We start from the raw sequence: 17,113 nt of genomic DNA, 5'->3' as shown, positions 1-17,113 counted from the left end.
ATCAAATAAATAGATTTTACTAAAATCCAACTCAATTAAATTGAAAAAAAACTGATCTTATAAATGACTAACCTACTGTTAATATTATAAATAAAAATAAAAGGCCACCCCAAGGCAGCCTTTTTCTATAAAAAGAGTTTATTTTGTGATCTTTATACCAATAACGCTTTTACAGCATCACCAATGTCTGCAAGGCTACGTACTGTCTTCACCCCCGCAGCTTCCAGGGCAGCAAATTTCTCGTCTGCTGTCCCTTTACCACCTGCGATAATCGCTCCAGCATGGCCCATGCGCTTACCTTTAGGTGCAGTCACACCCGCAATATAAGCAACAACCGGTTTAGTCACATGTTCTTTGATGTAAGCCGCAGCTTCTTCTTCGGCTGTACCACCAATTTCACCAATCATGACAATCGCTTCTGTCTGTGGATCTTCCTGGAACAGTTGCAGAATATCAATGAAATTTGAACCTGGGATTGGATCACCACCGATACCAACACAGGTAGATTGCCCTAACCCAGCATCTGTGGTCTGTTTAACTGCTTCATAAGTCAGTGTGCCTGAACGAGAAACAATACCCACTTTACCTGACTTGTGAATGTGACCAGGCATAATACCGATCTTACATTCGTCAGGAGTAATGACTCCCGGACAGTTAGGACCAATCATACGGACACCAGCTTGATCCAGTTTTTCCTTAACGGTCAACATATCGAGTGTTGGGATGCCTTCTGTAATAGTGATGATCAGTTTAATACCTGCATCAATCGCTTCCAGAATGGAATCTTTACAAAATGGTGCCGGAACATAGATTACAGAAGCGGTTGCACCCGTTGCTTCAACGGCTTCACGTACGGTGTTGAATACAGGTAATCCTAAATGCTCAGTGCCACCTTTACCCGGTGTTACGCCACCCACCATTTGAGTACCGTAGGCTATCGCCTGTTCCGAGTGAAAAGTCCCTTGGCTGCCAGTAAAACCCTGACAAATCACTTTGGTGTTTTTATCGATTAAAATAGACATTATTTATTCCCCGCTGCGGCTACTGCCTGTTTAGCTGCGTCAGTCAAACTGGTAGCGGCAATGATGTTCAAACCGCTATCCGCCAGCTTTTTAGCACCCAGTTCGGCATTGTTTCCTTCCAGACGAACGACTACCGGTACGTTAACACCCACTTCTTCCACCGCACCAATAATGCCGTCAGCAATCAAGTCACAGCGGACAATACCACCAAAGATATTAACCAAAACAGCTTTAACATTTTCATCTGACAAGATGATCTTAAATGCTTCGGTAACACGCTCTTTTGTGGCACCACCACCGACATCAAGGAAGTTTGCTGGTGCACCACCATGCAATTTGACAATGTCCATCGTTCCCATTGCCAGACCTGCACCATTCACCATACAACCAATATTGCCATCCAGCGCAACATAATTCAGTTCCCACTGTGCAGCCTGAGCTTCACGTGGATCTTCCTGCGAAGGATCGTGCATTTCACGCAATTCAGCCTGACGGAACATCGCATTACCATCAGCACTCAATTTTCCATCCAAACAAACCAGATCACCTTGCGTTGTGATCACCAGAGGGTTGATTTCGACCAATGCCAAATCACGCTCTAAGAACAAGTTAGCCAATCCCAAGAAAATCTTGGTGAATTGACCAACCTGTTTACCCGTCAAACCAAGTTTGAACGCCAATTCACGGCCTTGATACGGCATAGGGCCAGAGAGGGGATCGATAATGGCTTTATGAATTAACTCAGGCGTTTCTTCTGCCACTTTTTCTATTTCGACGCCACCTTCAGTAGAGGCCATGAACGCTACACGACGTGTACCACGATCAACAACAGCCCCAAGATACAGCTCCTTGGCAATATCGGTAGCCCCTTCCACCAAGATCTGATGGACAGGTTGCCCCTGTGCATCTGTCTGGTAAGTTACCAGTCGTTTACCCAGCCATTGTTCAGCAAAAGTGCGGATATCTTCTTTACTGTTGACGACTTTCACGCCACCCGCCTTACCGCGGCCACCTGCATGAACCTGACATTTAACGACCCAAGGACCTGAACCAATCTTGGATGCTGCTTCTTCTGCTTCGCGCGGTGTGGTACAAGCATAGCCAGCAGGTGCTGGTAAACCATACCGTGCAAAAAGTTGTTTTGCCTGATACTCGTGTAAATTCATGATGTTCTATCCATAATTTAATTTAAGAAAGGTAAATTACCTTCTATTTTGTTGCTCTGGATATGACCAGCCCCTTGGGGCTGGCCTGCATATATTTTTACATCAACGTCGTACTACTTCAGACTTGGCGGAATTCACACTCTCCGCCGATAGTGATGCTATACATCCAGCAGCAAACGTGTTGGATCTTCCAGCATTTCTTTGATGGTCACCAGGAAGCCGACTGACTCACGACCGTCAATCAGACGGTGGTCATAGGACAGTGCCAGGTACATCATCGGAAGGATCTCAACCTGACCATTTACAGCCATTGGGCGATCTTTAATGGCATGCATACCAAGGATCGCGCTTTGTGGTGGGTTAATGATCGGGGTGGACATCAGAGAGCCGAAAACACCGCCGTTAGTAATGGTGAAATTACCGCCAGTGAGTTCTTCAACAGTCAGTTTACCGTCGCGGCCTTTGATAGCCAGCTCTTTGATGCTTTTCTCAATGTCAGCCATGCTCAATGCATCTGCATCACGCAATACCGGTGTAACCAGGCCACGTGGTGTAGATACAGCAATACTGATATCAAAATAGTTGTGGTAAACCACATCCGTTCCATCAATGGAAGCGTTCACTTCTGGATAGCGTTTCAACGCTTCAACAACCGCTTTCACATAGAAAGACATAAAGCCCAGACGTACACCATGACGTTTTTCAAATGCATCGCCATACTGCTTGCGCAATTCCTGAATTGGCTTCATGTTGACTTCATTGAAAGTCGTCAACATTGCCGTATTGTTCTTCGCTTCAAGCAAACGTTCTGCAACACGCTTGCGCAGACGCGTCATTGGGACACGTTTTTCACTGCGGTGTGGCAATAAAGATGGCTGTTCAGCAGATGTAACAGGCTTATCACTCACTTTTTTATTCGCAGCGACATATTTCTCGATATCTTCACGCACAATACGGCCACCAACACCACTGCCTTTAATGGCAGCAGGATCTAAATCATGCTCTGCAATCAGACGACGGACAGCAGGGCTTAGTGCATCGTTGCTTTCTTCTTCCAAAGACGCAGTCTGACGCTGTGCTGGTGTTGCCTCTGTTTTAGCTTTTACTTCGGCAGGTATACCCGTGCTGTCACCTAAACGGATACGACCTAATAGTTGCCTGGACAGTACAGTGGCGCCCTCTTCTTCCAAAATGGATTCCAAAACACCGGCTTCACTTGCTGGTACTTCCAAAACCACTTTATCCGTTTCAATTTCAACCAGCACTTCATCACGCTCTATGGTGTCACCTGGTTTTTTATGCCACGTTGCCACAGTGGCATCTGCAACAGATTCAGGAAGGTCTGGGACCAGAATTTCTACGCTACTCATTTTCTATCCTTAATTTATTCAACGTTCAGTGCGTCATTAACCAGTGCTTGCTGTTGCTGCTGGTGAACAGACGTATATCCCACAGCTGGGGAAGCAGATGCCGGACGACCTGCATAACGTAAAGAAGCCCCAAATGGGATTGCTTCACGGAAATTATGTTGACTGCAATACCAAGCCCCTTGGTTCAGTGGCTCTTCCTGACACCAGACGAAGTCATGAACATGGGCATACTGCTCAAGTTCAGCTTGCAGATGTTGACGTGGGAATGGGTACAGCTGTTCAATACGCACAATAGCAACATCGGTCTGTTCGTTCTTACGACGCTGTTCCAGCAGATCGTAATAAACTTTGCCAGAACAAAGCACAACGCGCTTAACACCTTTTGGATCTAAAGCGTCAATTTCACCAATCACTGGCTCAAATTTGCCATGCGCTAATTCATCCAGAGTAGACACAGCCAATGGATGACGCAGTAGTGATTTCGGTGACATCACGATGAGCGGACGGCGCATACCACGCAGAGCCTGACGACGCAGCATGTGATAAACCTGAGCTGGAGTCGATGGTACGCAGACCTGCATATTTTGTTCAGCACACAGTTGCAGATAACGCTCCAGACGTGCCGATGAGTGCTCTGGTCCCTGCCCTTCATAGCCATGTGGCAGCAACATAACCAAGCCACACATACGGCCCCATTTCTGTTCGCCAGAACTGATAAATTGGTCAATCACAACCTGAGCCACGTTAGCAAAGTCACCAAATTGGGCTTCCCAAATCGTCAAAACACGAGGTTCAGTTGTTGCATAACCGTATTCAAATGCCAGTACCGCTTCTTCTGAAAGGACAGAATCCCATACTTTAAATACACCCTGTCCATTGTGGATATTCGCCAACGGCACATAAACAGAAGCATTGTTTTGGTCATGAATAACAGCATGACGGTGGAAGAAAGTACCACGTCCCGCATCTTCACCAGAGATGCGGACAGGAATACCTTCATCAACCAAGGTCGCGTAAGCCAATGTTTCCGCAGCACCCCAGTCAAACAATTTATTGCCATTAGCCATTTCTGCACGGTCGCTATAGATTTTCGCAACACGTGAGTGCATTGACACTTTGGCAGGAACAGTGCTGATGCTCTTGCCAAGATCTTGCAGGCGTTTCATATCCATCTGATGTGGATACTCTTCATCCCATTCGTGGTTTAGATAAGGTTCCCATGTGAACGAGTGCAGCCCCATTGGGCGCCATTCATCGACAACACATTCACCATGATCCAGCGCATCACGGTACAGGTTCACCATCTCAGTAACGTCATTGGCTTCCAGCAAACCTTCCGCTACCAGCTTATCTGCATAGATCTTACGTGCAGTTGGTTGTTTTTTGATTTGCTGGTACATCAGTGGCTGAGTTGCACTTGGCTCATCAGCTTCGTTATGACCGTGGCGACGGTAGCAGACCAGATCGATCATAACGTCACGTTTGAAGGTATTACGGAAGTCAAGCGCCAGACGTGTGACGAATGCAACCGCTTCCGGATCATCTGCATTAACGTGGAAAATTGGCGCCTGAACCATTTTCACAATATCAGTACAATACTGGGTTGAACGAGCATCTTTCGGGTTAGACGTGGTGAAACCAATCTGGTTATTCACTACGATACGAACAGTACCGCCAACTTCATAACCACGAGCCTGAGACATGTTCAACGTTTCCTGAACAATCCCCTGCCCTGTGACTGCGGCATCACCGTGGATGGTGACCGGCAGCACCATGTTACTGCGACCTTCATCAAGACGATCACGGCGGGCACGTACAGAACCGATAACAACAGGGCTGACAATCTCAAGGTGAGATGGGTTAAAGGCCAGAGCCAAATGTACCAAACCACCTTCGGTTTCAAAATCAGACGAAAAACCTTGATGGTATTTTACGTCGCCTGTCCCCAGATGCTCTTTGTGTTTACCCGCAAATTCATCGAACAGATCTACCGGTTTTTTACCCAAGAGATTGACCAATACGTTGAGGCGACCACGATGAGCCATCCCCAAAACCACTTCACGGGTACTTTGTTTACCTGCGTGGCGGATCAACTCTTTTAACATAGGGATAAGTGCGTCGCCACCTTCCAGGGAGAAACGTTTCGCCCCTGGGAACTTAGCGCCTAAATAGCGTTCCAAACCTTCCGCTGATGTTAATTCTTTCAGGAAACGACGCTTTTCCTCTGCACTAAACTGTGAACTGACTGTCACTGATTCCAGACGTTGTTGGATCCAACGTTTTTCTTCCGTATTGGTGATGTGCATATATTCCGCACCAATTGAACCGCAATAAATGCGTTTCAGCGCGTCATACAGATCAGCCAATTTCATGGTTTCTTTGCCAATGGCAAAAGAGCCTACATTAAACGTTTCTTCAAAATCCGCTTTTGTTAAATTATGGAAAGCAGGATCAAGATCGGGTACAGGTTCCTGTTTCCATAATCCCAATGGATCAAGGTTTGCATTTTGGTGTCCGCGGAAGCGGAATGCATTGATGAGCTGCAATACTTTGACTTGTTTTGCATCCATTGCTGGATCGCTGACTGAAGTGTGGTAACGCGTGGCATCCTTTGCCAGACGACGGAAATAATCGCGTGTCTGTGAGTGAAGTTGTTCGCCGTTAAGTCCTGCTTCCGGTAATTGTTGGAAAATTTCTCTCCAACTTGCATCAACAGAATTAGGATCGGTTATATAGTCTTCATAGATTTGCTCTATGTAAGACTGGTTTGCACCAGCCAGAAAGCTTGAGTCCAGCCAGTCCTTCATTGCGCCGTTCTGCATTGTGATCCCTTAAGCTTTAAAAGCTTTAGTTTTCGCCGTGGTTAACAAATACCGCTTAATTAGCGGTGTTGATAAAAGGTTCATTTGGACGTGCTTAATGCATGTTCTTCTATGGGTTTTCCTACCCTTCAAGGAACCTTTAAAAACCGAATATCAGTTTTTAAAGATCCCTTTATTTAGAAACAGACTTCGTCTTTAGCAGCAGGCAATTTATCATTTTTCATTCTTTAATGCCCTCCACTGATTTGATATTTATTTCAAAATTGTGGAGGGCAACATTATATGCACTATTTACACACTATTTATGTGTTATTTATGTGCAAATTGTTATTTTGCTATGCACTATGTTTCAGCAACATAGATTTAATATGACCAATCGCTTTAGTCGGATTCAATCCTTTAGGACATACATTGACGCAATTCATAATTCCATGACAACGGAATACACTGAATGCATCATTCAGATTATCCAATCGTGAACTTGTTTCTGTGTCACGGCTGTCAGTCAGGAAACGGTATGCCGCCAAAAGACCAGCCGGACCGATAAATTTATCCGGATTCCACCAGAATGATGGACAGGACGTTGAGCAGCAGGCACATAAGATACATTCATACAAACCATCCAGCTTTTCACGCTGTGCTGGTGATTGCAGGTGCTCACGCGCAGGTGGGTTTTTACCATCATTAATCAGATAAGGACGGATTTTCTCATATTGCGCGTAGAACTGCCCCATATCAACAACCAAATCACGCACCACAGGCAAACCAGGCAATGGACGAATAACGATTTTCTTATTGCCACGGCGCAGCGCTGAAATGGGGGTAATACATGCCAAGCCGTTTTTACCGTTCATATTCACGCCATCAGAGCCACAAACCCCCTCACGACAAGAGCGGCGGAATGACAAGGTTGGATCTTGCTCTTTTAGCTGGATGAGCGCATCCAGCAACATCATGTCGCGCCCTTCCTCTGCTTCCAGCGTGTAATCCTGCATACGAGGTATATCATCGACATCTGGATTATAACGATAAATTGAAAATTCAAGTTTCATAATCTATTTCTCCGCAACTGGAACATCAGCAATGCAATTAGTAAGAACGCACTTTCGGCGGGAAAGCTTCACGCAGCGTTGGCTGCATATTCACTTCACGACGAGTCATGCTCTCAGTTTGCGGTAAGTAGAGGCTATGGCACAGCCAGTTAGCATCATCACGCTCTGGATAGTCAAAGCGGCTATGGGCACCACGACTTTCTGTACGGAAATTCGCAGCAACCGCAGTTGAGTAAGCCGTTTCCATCAGGTTATCCAATTCCAAACATTCAATGCGTTGGGTATTGAATTCTGATGAAGTATCATCCAGACGAGCATTTTTCAGACGTTCACGGATCACTTTCAGCTCTTCCAGTCCCCTTGCCATCGCATCACCTTCACGGAATACCGAGAAATTATGCTGCATACAAGCTTGCAATGCTTTGCGGATTTCCACTGGATCTTCACCTGAACGGGTATTATTCCAACGGTTCAGACGTTGAAGAGCCGCATCAACATCAGATTCGCTAGCATCACGGCTAGCCCCCTGTTCCATCAGACACTCTTTCAAATGCAAGCCTGCGGAGCGACCAAATACCACTAGGTCAAGCAGTGAGTTACCCCCCAGACGGTTTGCACCGTGAACAGAGACACAAGCAATCTCACCCACAGCAAACAAACCAGGGATCACTACATCTTCGCCTTTTTCATTGACTGTCAGCGCTTGACCTGTGATCTTAGTTGGGATACCCCCCATCATATAGTGACAGGTTGGGATAACAGGGATTGGTTCTTTTACTGGATCGACGTGGGCGAAAGTACGGGATAATTCAAGAATACCTGGCAGGCGAGATTCCAATACTTCTTTACCCAGATGGTCTAGTTTCAGTTTAACGTGCGGACCCCATGGGCCTTCACAGCCGCGGCCTTCACGGATTTCGATCATCATAGAGCGTGCGACTACATCACGGCCAGCAAGGTCTTTAGCATTTGGCGCATAACGCTCCATAAAGCGCTCACCATCTTTATTCAGCAGGTAACCACCTTCACCACGACAACCTTCCGTAACCAGAACACCCGCGCCAGCAATACCCGTTGGGTGGAATTGCCACATTTCCATATCCTGAACAGGAACACCCGCACGTAATGCCATCCCCACACCATCACCGGTATTGATATGCGCATTAGTTGTGGATTGGAAGATACGACCAGCACCACCGGTTGCCAAAATAGTCGCCTTAGCTTTGAAATAGACCACTTCACCGGTTTCGATACAAATCGCGGTACAACCGACAATTGCACCATCCTGATTCTTAACCAGATCCAACGAGTACCATTCGGAGAAAATAGTCGTGTGGTTTTTTAGATTCTGCTGATACAGAGTATGTAATAGAGCGTGGCCAGTTCGGTCAGCAGCAGCGGCAGTACGAGCAGCCTGCTCGCCACCAAAATTTCTGGATTGCCCACCAAATGGGCGTTGGTAAATACGGCCATCATCCAGACGGGAGAATGGCAGCCCCATGTGTTCCAGTTCCAAAATAGCTTCTGGGCCAGTCTTACACATATATTCGATAGCATCCTGGTCACCAATATAATCGGAACCTTTCACCGTATCATACATGTGCCATTCCCAGTTATCGTCATGGGAATTGCCCAACGCAACAGTGATCCCACCCTGTGCTGATACAGTGTGGGAGCGAGTTGGGAACACTTTGGAAATCAAAGCACAAGATAAACCCATTTGTGAAATTTGCAGTGCAGCACGCATACCTGCGCCGCCAGCACCAATAACAACAGCGTCAAACTCTCTTACTGGCAGTTTCATTTATGCACCCCACACCACAATTGTTCCGTAAATCAAATAAGTTAACAGCGCTACGATAATCACCAGTTGCAAAACCAGACGCAGTGCGAGCGGTTTGACATAATCTGTCAGTACCTGCCACATTCCAATCCACGCATGAACCAGAATAGAAAGCAGCGTCAACACAGTGAATACTTTAGTGAGGGATGAAGAAAAGAAACCCCGCCAGACTTCATAGGTAATATCCGACGTTGTTGCGACAAAACCGACAAGATAGAGGACGTACAAAACAATAATAATTGCGGATGCGCGCAGTAGCAGCCAATCCTGAATACCTGTACGACCCAAAGCGGATGCGTTGCTTACCATAATAATACCCCAGCCAGAATAGACAGAATAACCGCGATTGCTATTGCTACTTTGGCAGATGCACTACCGGTAGCAAGATTCTCTTCCAGGAAACCAAAATCCATCAACACATGGCGAATGCCTCCACAGATGTGGTAAGCCAGCGCCGTCAATATCCCCCACAGGATAAATTTGGCGAAGAAGCCAGTCATGATTTCAGATGCTTGCAGGAAGCCTTCTTGCGAAGACAGAGACATCCCCAATAACCACAGTAAAATGCCAACTGCGATAAAGGTGATGACGCCTGAGATACGGTGCAAGATCGATGCTATCGCGGAGACGGGTTGGTTAATCGTCCGCAGATCAAGGTTGACAGGTCTTTGTTTTTTCACAATTTTGCCCACAAAGCTTTTTTTATTTTCCATCCTCCGGTCCTGGGCGGGAATCAGACAGCGCGAAGAGGATACAAAGACACAACATAATTAACTTAAACAATCCCTACTGTTCATCAAAAGTTGTGATTTGGTTACGCTGGGTGCTCCTACATCAGGATAATCCGGAGACCTGTCAGAAGTATAAGTACTTCACATTGTTATTACAATTGCCACACAATATGATTATTAACATTTAGCTTGAACAGTGAGAAAGATCACGCTTCAAACATTTTTCATGAAATTAACAATCTTGTTTGACAAAGATTAAACATTTATCTTACATATATGTCGTTATATATTATTTGCCATCATTTTATGATGCAAAATTAATCTTAACGAAAAATAAAAGTTATGCAAAAGTATCATATAAGCACAAAATGATAACATTTTATGTCAATAATACTTTAAACATAACTTCCAAAAACTTTTTAACAACCTGAAAACCATTGTCATCCGTAATGAGATTTCAGCGTTAAATGTGATACCAGCCTGATTTTAAATTCTCTCCGGTAGCACAATGCCTTCGGCACAGTATAAATTGCGCCTATCTGGTTGTTAGGGGTTATAAAAATAAGCGCTAAGGAGATATAAATGGCTGATAAAAAGGCTACGTTGAACATAAATGGTTCAGCTGCTATCGAACTAGACGTACTAACGCCGACCCTAGGTTCTGAAGTGATTGACGTTCGTACCCTCGGCTCAAAAGGCTTCTATACTTATGATCCAGGTTTTACTTCCACTGCTTCTTGTGAGTCGAAAATCACCTATATTGATGGCAATGAAGGCATTTTGCTACACCGTGGTTTCCCCATCGATCAGCTTGCAACGGAATCGACCTATCTGGAAGTCTGTTACATTCTGCTATATGGCGAACCTCCCACTCCCGAAGAATACGAAAAATTTAAAACTACGGTGACTCGCCATACTATGATCCACGAACAGATCACCCGTCTGTTCCATGGTTTCCGCCGTGATTCCCATCCAATGGCTGTACTTTGTGGCGTGACAGGCGCACTAGCGGCCTTCTATCATGATGCGCTGGATGTCCATAATCCTCGCCACCGTGAAATTACTGCTTACCGCCTGCTGTCCAAAATGCCAACTGTTGCGGCAATGTGTTACAAATATTCTCTTGGACAGCCTTTCGTTTATCCACGTAACGATCTGTCTTATGCGGCTAACTTCCTGTACATGATGTTCTCAACACCGTGTGAGGAGTATAAAGTTAATCCAGTCTTAGAACGCGCTATGGATCGCATTTTCATTCTGCATGCAGATCATGAACAAAATGCTTCAACTTCAACGGTACGTACTGCGGGTTCTTCTGGTGCCAACCCATTTGCTTGTATTGCTGCGGGTATTGCATCCCTTTGGGGGCCAGCGCATGGTGGAGCAAATGAAGCCTGCTTGCGGATGTTGGAAGAGATCCAAACTGTCGAACACATTCCTGAATTCATCGCTCGTGCCAAAGACAAAAATGATTCTTTCCGCCTGATGGGCTTTGGTCACCGTGTTTACAAAAACTATGATCCTCGCGCAACAGTGATGCGTGAAACCTGCCATGAAGTACTCAATGAGCTTGGTCTGAATGACAGTCTGCTGGAAGTGGCAATGGAATTAGAGCGTATTGCCTTGCATGACCCATACTTCATTGAGAAAAAATTGTATCCAAACGTCGACTTCTATTCAGGCATCATCCTGAAAGCTATGGGTATTCCATCGACCATGTTCACCGTGATTTTCGCCATTGCCCGTACTATTGGCTGGATTGCACACTGGAATGAAATGCACGATGAAGGCTTGAAGATCGCACGTCCGCGCCAGCTTTATACTGGTCACTCGAAACGCGATTTCAAGAGCCAGCTGAAAAAATAATTGAATCAATAACACTATTCATATTCTGGCACATTTTGAATAGTGTATTTCTGCACCTCTTATGTCAGTTTTTTATTCTGATATTAGAGGTGTAGTTTTGTTTTATCTCTCTGAACCCGCCATATATTCCCTTGGCGGCCTTCCCATGATTTTGCGAAAAAATGTCACAAATGCACTATCATTGGCAAAACCGAGTTCCTGTGCAACATAGGATAACATTTTATTCTGTGCCAATAACTCTATTGCCTTTACCAATCGCCATTGCTGTCGCCACTGTTGATAATTCATTCCTGTTTCACGCTGAAATATCCGAGTAATGGTTTTCTCACTGGCACCAATATAAGTCGCCAGACTGTGTAATGGTGGCGGCAATTGATCAAATGATAAATGTGCTAAACGCCGATCAGAAGGTAACGGCAATAAAGTTGGTTCCCTACGTGCTTCACGGATCTCATCAAAAAACAGTGCTAACAAATTTGCTCCTTTTCCCTGATACCAATCAGAATCAAAAGAAGATGTCGCGATACGCTCTAAAAGTGCCTGTAATAGTGGCGTGGCTTCTAATATTTCACTTTGCGTCGGAAGCAATGCCATTTCAGAAAATTCCAAGTAACTGGAATTTAAATAAATAGAACGGTAACCTATAGAGCCACGCATTTCTGCCCGATGCCGTATCCTGGGAGGAAGCCATGCCACTCTACTTGGCGGCAGAACAGAAATCTGGTTTGCCAAGGTAATCTTGATACAGCCCCGTTGGGTAAACAGTAATTGCCCCATATCATGTTGATGAAAGCCAGAATCGTGTTGCCCCATCTCTGCTGCGATCCCTATTACAGGCATATCCAAGCTATCAGGATCAAAATAATCACGTTGTTGCAGCCATGCCATGTTTATTCCTTCTGATTTAATGTCCGATTAAATAAACAAATAGTCTTTATTATCATAAAAAGACAACAGCCATAATGCTAACCTTTCAAGCCATGACTTATCAGCAAAAAGAAAAAAATCATGCAAAATAAACCATCAATCTGGCTCGCTATTGCCTTGATGATGTTCCCACAGATCGTAGAAACCATCTATAGTCCCGCATTAATCAATATTGCCGCTGGATTTTCCGTCAACCCAGAGCAAGCCGCCCAAACACTATCACTCTACTTTTTTGCTTTTGCTCTTGGTGTTGTCGTATGGGGACGTATGTGTGATGTCATTGGCAGGCGCCCAACTATTATTACTGGTCTATCACTCTATGGCCTCGCTTCCCTGTTGGCATTATTGACACAACAATTTTGGTTATTGCTCATTGCCCGAATGCTGTCTGCTTTCGGAGCCGCAGTTGGCTCTGTCGGCACACAAACTATTATGCGTGATACTTATCGTGGGGAAGAGTTAACACGTGTCTTTTCTGTTATGGGTATTGCCTTAGCCATCAGCCCTGCCATTGGCATGTTCAGTGGTTCAACATTGAACTATTTTGCTGGCTATAAAGCAGTCTTTGCTGGGTTAGTTATTCTGGCAGTTATCCTGATCTGTTGGTCTATTACCCGATTACCAGAAACTCGACCAACTGATATAACAAAGGTGGCTTTATTTAGCACAGTAATTATGATGATTAAAGATATTTCAATTTGGCGAAATGCGTTTTTGATCGCACTTTTCAATATTTGTTTGTTCAGCTATTACCAATTAGCGCCATTTCGTTTCCAACAATTTGGATTGTCACAGAAAGTATTTGGTTATACTGGTTTGTTATTAACTTTCGGCGTTGGATTAGGTTCACTATTAAACAAATATCTATTAAAGCAACAATGGGTATCAATCCAAGTAGTTACCCTTGCTTCATTAATCAGTTTATTCAGTGGGATCGGTGTCTATTTGCTCGAAAATAGCTGGCTCTTTATTTTTCCAATATTGGGAATAGTCATCGCTTATGGGTTAGCGATCCCGAATATTTTAGCTTCTGCATTAACTAACTATTCAGATAGGCGAGGTACAGCCGGTGCTTTACTTGGGTTGTTTTACTATTCGCTGCTGGGGCTTGGTTTGGCATTGGCGGGCTGGAGTCAGGCATTAGGCTGCGTATTAATATGTTGTGGGATCGCAATGATTGTTTTCTCTCTCTTTCAAAATAAAAAGCCCCACGTCCCGAAATGGAAATAAAATCCAGAGGCTATATACCCATCTAACGTCAAGATGCGTGTGATTTTTCCCTGCGAAGCAGGGAGAAATCAAGTTTCTAAAAAATCAAGCCGGATTAGGAATATCGATAAAAGTCACATCCAACCCATAATTATTCGCCAGCCATTCACCGAGTGCTTTGATACCATAGCGCTCTGTCGCATGGTGCCCTGCCGCAAAAAAATGCAGTCCCATTTCACGGGCAACATGGATTGTTTTTTCTGATACCTCTCCTGTCACAAAGGCATCAACACCAAACTCTGCCGCCTGTTCGATAAAACCTTGACCACCACCTGTACACCATGCCAGCGTGCGGATCTCTTCGGGGGCATTATCACCACAATGCAGTATCTTTCTCTTCAGGCTTTTTTCGAGACGTTCAGTCAATTCTGCCGGTGTAATAGGTTGATCAAAAGCACCATGAGGAAGAAGAGTATCAATCTCACCGATAACTTTCACACCCATCTGACGGGCCAATTGGATATTGTTACCTAAAACAGGATGGGCATCTAACGGAAGATGATAACCATACAAGTTGATATCATTACAAAGCAGTGTTTGCAAACGGCGACGCTTCATGCCACGGATAACCGGAGATTCATTCTTCCAAAAATATCCATGATGAACGATGACAGCATCTGCCTCAAGGCGAACAGCTTCATCCAACAGTGCTTGACAGGCTGTCACGCCTGTAATTACCCGTTGAACATGAGGGCGGCCTTCCACCTGTAATCCATTGGGAGCGTAATCTTGAAATTCACGGATCTTCAATTCCGTATTGAGCACATGCTCCAATTCAACATTGTTCATCACATTCTCCTTGTCACTTAGCATTTTCTTCATCATAAAATACATACCTGCCATGGATTAAGTCAAAATAGATTGGTTATCACTTCAAGATGCGTTTGATTTCTCCCCGCGAAGTGGGGGAGAAATCAGGTTTCATAGCGTGTTGTAACTTGAAGTTTAATGCGTATGCCTGATTAGGCTCAGCCATCATGCCATTTTAGCGATTTCGAGTCTGTGACTGCTCCCCGCGTCGGGCGAGGCTTCCCACTTCCTAGGCCGCAACCGTCTGTATGACGGATTTACGCTGGCCTCCATGGGCAGATTGCACGACGAGTCCCGCCGCACATAATTCCCGTATGCCCTTGCGTTCGATGTTGATTGCCGCGTTGATATCGCGGTCATGTTCAACTCCGCATTCAGGACATTGCCAGATTCGCTTATTTAACCGCATTTCCGGCATTTTGTGGCCACAACAGTGACAGGTTTTTGAACTGGCAAACCAGTGATCCAGTTTCACCAGATGCACCCCTTTCTCTGCGGCCTTATATTCCAGTTTTGTGATGAACCCAGACCATCCGGCATCGCCGATAGCACGTGCCAGATGATGATTTTTCATCATATTTGCTGCTTTCAGTGTCTCCACAATTACCGCTTGGCTTTCGTCAACAATTGTGCGGGAGAGTTTATGCTGGAAATCAGCACGGGTATTGGCTACCCGTTCATGCACACCCGCAAGCTGTATACGGGCTTTGCGACGGTTCGCACTCCCCTTTTTCTTACGGGACAACGCTTTCTGTTTACGTCGCAGGTGGCGACTGGCATTGATGAGAGGGCGGGGATTCGGGATTTTGTCACCATTCGATTTAATGGCGTAGTGCGAGAGTCCCATATCAATACCCGTAACAGTTGATATCAATGTGGGTTTCGCCGGCGCTTCTGTCCCATCATCGCAGAGTATTGACGCATAATATTTCCCCGTTGCGCTGCGGCTCAGCGTGATACTTTTCAATGAGCCCGTCATTTCACGATGTAAACGCGCTTCAATCGGTGAAACTTTCGGGATCTTGATCGCGCTATCAAGCACTTTAACCCCAACGCAATGATAGCTTGATTGTTTTCCATGCTTACTTTTAAATGCCGGAAAACGCGCTTTCAGTTTCGGATTAAAAAAATGGGAAAAAGCCACATCAAGATTAATGACCGCCTGTTGCAATGCGATGGAATCATACGCTTTGAGCCAGGCATATTTACGGGATTTTTTCGCGACTGCCAACAGCGGTTTCAGATCTTTACGGGGGCTTAAACTGACACCGTGGCGCTGGTAAGCCTGTTTTTTGATGTGCAGAGCTTTGTTGTACGCAAAACGAACGGCGCCGAACTGGGCATTGAGAAACTCAGCCTGTTCCGGTGTCGGATAAATGCGTACTTTTGTGGCTCTTAACATAGTCAGCGCTCATTGATATAATACTTTTATTTTAACAGGTTAATGGAGTATATCAATTGAGTAATCACGATGATTTACTGGCAGGGTTCCTCCGTAAACGACATAGTGTCAGCAAACTTGTTGTGCATCTGATTTTTACGACAAAATACCGCCGTAAACTGTTTGATGGACGAATGATAGAACAGTTGCGGCATGCTTTTGCTTCTGCTGCCGCAAAACTCGAATGTGAAATTATTGAGATGGACGGAGAACCAGACCATGTGCATCTGCTGGTTGCCTATCCGCCAAAACTTGCTGTCAGTGTGATGGTCAACAATCTCAAATCCGTGTCGTCGCGCCTGCTGCGCCAGCAAAACACGCATTTACGGATGCAGAGTAAAACGGGGCTTTTATGGTCAAGATCATACTTTGTCTGTAGCTCCGGAAGAGCAACGATTGAAACGCTCAGAGCCTATGTTCAAAGCCAGACAACGTCTGATTGATCTTTAAAGCCCTACGGGCTTTTCGCCTGATATCCCAGCCCGCATTGGGCGAGGGTTTACGGCGGATTTTGCTAAAGTCATTTCTGAACGTTCCAGCCATACTGGCTTATCACTGGTTTTTCGCCATACTTTATACAGATAGCTATAGAAACGGGCACGATCACGACGAAACAGCATAACAGGAAGCGCAATGACACCCAGTGATATAGCGCCAATACGTCGCAAGAGAACCTGATGCCAAGAGTATGCACGATATATAGACATTGATATCCCCTCATGGGCTTAACCTGTAATATGCGTAAAATTTTATCTGATAAAATGAAAACTTACCACTCATCCGACCACTTTTTT

14 protein-coding genes and 1 pseudogene are annotated in these 17,113 nt (G+C 45.2%); 3 read left to right on the top strand and 12 right to left on the bottom strand.

Annotated elements, in window-relative coordinates:
• Positions 1-152 precede the first annotated feature (152 nt).
• The 8 genes from sucD to sdhC form a co-directional block, all read right to left on the bottom strand.
• The gene (gene sucD, locus WDV75_RS07340) at positions 153-1,022 is read right to left on the bottom strand and encodes a succinate--CoA ligase subunit alpha (RefSeq protein ID WP_099131146.1); all 870 of its coding nucleotides are present in this window, start codon (positions 1,020-1,022) and stop codon (positions 153-155) included.
• The gene (gene sucC / locus WDV75_RS07335; RefSeq protein ID WP_273570727.1) at positions 1,022-2,188 is read right to left on the bottom strand and encodes an ADP-forming succinate--CoA ligase subunit beta; all 1,167 of its coding nucleotides are present in this window, start codon (positions 2,186-2,188) and stop codon (positions 1,022-1,024) included. The genes sucD and sucC overlap by 1 nt, the downstream gene beginning before the upstream one ends.
• 158 nt (positions 2,189-2,346) lie before the next feature.
• Positions 2,347-3,558, bottom strand: coding sequence for a 2-oxoglutarate dehydrogenase complex dihydrolipoyllysine-residue succinyltransferase (gene odhB, locus WDV75_RS07330; RefSeq protein ID WP_189758117.1), 1,212 nt, complete (start codon positions 3,556-3,558; stop codon positions 2,347-2,349).
• Positions 3,559-3,572: 14 nt separating this feature from the next.
• Positions 3,573-6,380, bottom strand: coding sequence for a 2-oxoglutarate dehydrogenase E1 component (gene sucA / locus WDV75_RS07325; protein ID WP_273570728.1), 2,808 nt, complete (start codon positions 6,378-6,380; stop codon positions 3,573-3,575).
• 335 nt (positions 6,381-6,715) lie between these two features.
• Positions 6,716-7,432 (bottom strand): succinate dehydrogenase iron-sulfur subunit, encoded by a 717-nt coding sequence (locus WDV75_RS07320; protein ID WP_273570730.1) that lies wholly within the window; start codon positions 7,430-7,432, stop codon positions 6,716-6,718.
• A gap of 37 nt (positions 7,433-7,469) precedes the next feature.
• Positions 7,470-9,236 carry a succinate dehydrogenase flavoprotein subunit gene (gene sdhA, locus WDV75_RS07315; RefSeq protein WP_189758114.1) on the bottom strand — a complete coding sequence of 589 codons (1,767 nt, stop codon included), beginning with the start codon at positions 9,234-9,236 and terminating at the stop codon, positions 7,470-7,472.
• Positions 9,237-9,584 carry a succinate dehydrogenase membrane anchor subunit gene (gene sdhD, locus WDV75_RS07310; RefSeq protein ID WP_047770308.1) on the bottom strand — a complete coding sequence of 116 codons (348 nt, stop codon included), beginning with the start codon at positions 9,582-9,584 and terminating at the stop codon, positions 9,237-9,239.
• A complete protein-coding gene (gene sdhC, locus WDV75_RS07305; protein WP_074022583.1) occupies positions 9,578-9,967 on the bottom strand; it encodes a succinate dehydrogenase cytochrome b556 subunit in 390 nt (129 codons plus the stop codon). The genes sdhD and sdhC overlap by 7 nt, the downstream gene beginning before the upstream one ends.
• 621 nt (positions 9,968-10,588) lie before the next feature.
• On the opposite strand from sdhC, the gene WDV75_RS07300 reads away from it, so the two are divergent.
• Complete coding sequence (locus WDV75_RS07300) at positions 10,589-11,872, top strand: citrate synthase (protein ID WP_189758112.1); 1,284 nt, start codon at positions 10,589-10,591, stop codon at positions 11,870-11,872.
• Positions 11,873-11,974: 102 nt separating this feature from the next.
• Here WDV75_RS07300 and WDV75_RS07295 read toward each other — a convergent pair whose 3' ends face one another.
• Entirely contained in the window at positions 11,975-12,760 is a 786-nt protein-coding gene (locus WDV75_RS07295) for an AraC family transcriptional regulator (protein ID WP_273570735.1), read from the bottom strand.
• Between the two features lie 120 nt (positions 12,761-12,880).
• Between WDV75_RS07295 and WDV75_RS07290 the strand changes: the two genes are divergently transcribed.
• Positions 12,881-14,029, top strand: a complete 1,149-nt coding sequence (locus WDV75_RS07290) for a multidrug effflux MFS transporter (RefSeq protein WP_273570736.1) — start codon at positions 12,881-12,883, stop codon at positions 14,027-14,029.
• Positions 14,030-14,113: 84 nt separating this feature from the next.
• On the opposite strand, the gene WDV75_RS07285 is transcribed toward WDV75_RS07290, so the two are convergent.
• Positions 14,114-14,857: a type 2 GTP cyclohydrolase I gene (locus WDV75_RS07285; RefSeq protein ID WP_273570744.1), complete on the bottom strand. Its 744-nt coding sequence runs from the start codon at positions 14,855-14,857 to the stop codon at positions 14,114-14,116.
• A 250-nt stretch (positions 14,858-15,107) separates the two neighbouring features.
• Positions 15,108-16,280: an RNA-guided endonuclease InsQ/TnpB family protein gene (locus WDV75_RS07280; protein ID WP_273570738.1), complete on the bottom strand. Its 1,173-nt coding sequence runs from the start codon at positions 16,278-16,280 to the stop codon at positions 15,108-15,110.
• 56 nt (positions 16,281-16,336) lie between these two features.
• Here WDV75_RS07280 and tnpA point away from each other — a divergent pair, with 56 nt between their 5' ends.
• The gene (tnpA, locus tag WDV75_RS07275; protein ID WP_338860970.1) at positions 16,337-16,762 is read left to right on the top strand and encodes an IS200/IS605 family transposase; all 426 of its coding nucleotides are present in this window, start codon (positions 16,337-16,339) and stop codon (positions 16,760-16,762) included.
• 78 nt (positions 16,763-16,840) lie between these two features.
• Here tnpA and WDV75_RS07270 read toward each other — a convergent pair.
• Positions 16,841-17,026, bottom strand: a pseudogene (locus WDV75_RS07270) (YbfA family protein); the annotation flags it as partial.
• Between the last annotated feature and the right edge of the window lie 87 nt (positions 17,027-17,113).

The sequence above is a fragment of the Xenorhabdus griffiniae genome (assembly GCF_037265215.1).
In the GTDB taxonomy this organism is placed as follows: domain Bacteria; phylum Pseudomonadota; class Gammaproteobacteria; order Enterobacterales; family Enterobacteriaceae; genus Xenorhabdus; species Xenorhabdus griffiniae.
The sequence above is the reverse complement of the archived record's forward strand: the minus strand, read 5'-3'. Positions and strand labels throughout refer to the sequence as shown.

What these genes read in the sequence shown, in the direction of transcription:
- sucD (WP_099131146.1), bottom strand. Translation starts at nt 1,022, where the DNA reads ATGTCTATTTTAATCGATAAAAACACCAAAGTGATTTGTCAGGGTTTT.
- sucC (WP_273570727.1), bottom strand. Translation starts at nt 2,188, where the DNA reads ATGAATTTACACGAGTATCAGGCAAAACAACTTTTTGCACGGTATGGT.
- odhB (WP_189758117.1), bottom strand. Translation starts at nt 3,558, where the DNA reads ATGAGTAGCGTAGAAATTCTGGTCCCAGACCTTCCTGAATCTGTTGCA.
- sucA (WP_273570728.1), bottom strand. Translation starts at nt 6,380, where the DNA reads ATGCAGAACGGCGCAATGAAGGACTGGCTGGACTCAAGCTTTCTGGCT.
- WDV75_RS07320 (WP_273570730.1), bottom strand. Translation starts at nt 7,432, where the DNA reads ATGAAACTTGAATTTTCAATTTATCGTTATAATCCAGATGTCGATGAT.
- sdhA (WP_189758114.1), bottom strand. Translation starts at nt 9,236, where the DNA reads ATGAAACTGCCAGTAAGAGAGTTTGACGCTGTTGTTATTGGTGCTGGC.
- sdhD (WP_047770308.1), bottom strand. Translation starts at nt 9,584, where the DNA reads ATGGTAAGCAACGCATCCGCTTTGGGTCGTACAGGTATTCAGGATTGG.
- WDV75_RS07300 (WP_189758112.1), top strand. Translation starts at nt 10,589, where the DNA reads ATGGCTGATAAAAAGGCTACGTTGAACATAAATGGTTCAGCTGCTATC.
- WDV75_RS07295 (WP_273570735.1), bottom strand. Translation starts at nt 12,760, where the DNA reads ATGGCATGGCTGCAACAACGTGATTATTTTGATCCTGATAGCTTGGAT.
- WDV75_RS07290 (WP_273570736.1), top strand. Translation starts at nt 12,881, where the DNA reads ATGCAAAATAAACCATCAATCTGGCTCGCTATTGCCTTGATGATGTTC.
- WDV75_RS07285 (WP_273570744.1), bottom strand. Translation starts at nt 14,857, where the DNA reads ATGAACAATGTTGAATTGGAGCATGTGCTCAATACGGAATTGAAGATC.
- WDV75_RS07280 (WP_273570738.1), bottom strand. Translation starts at nt 16,280, where the DNA reads ATGTTAAGAGCCACAAAAGTACGCATTTATCCGACACCGGAACAGGCT.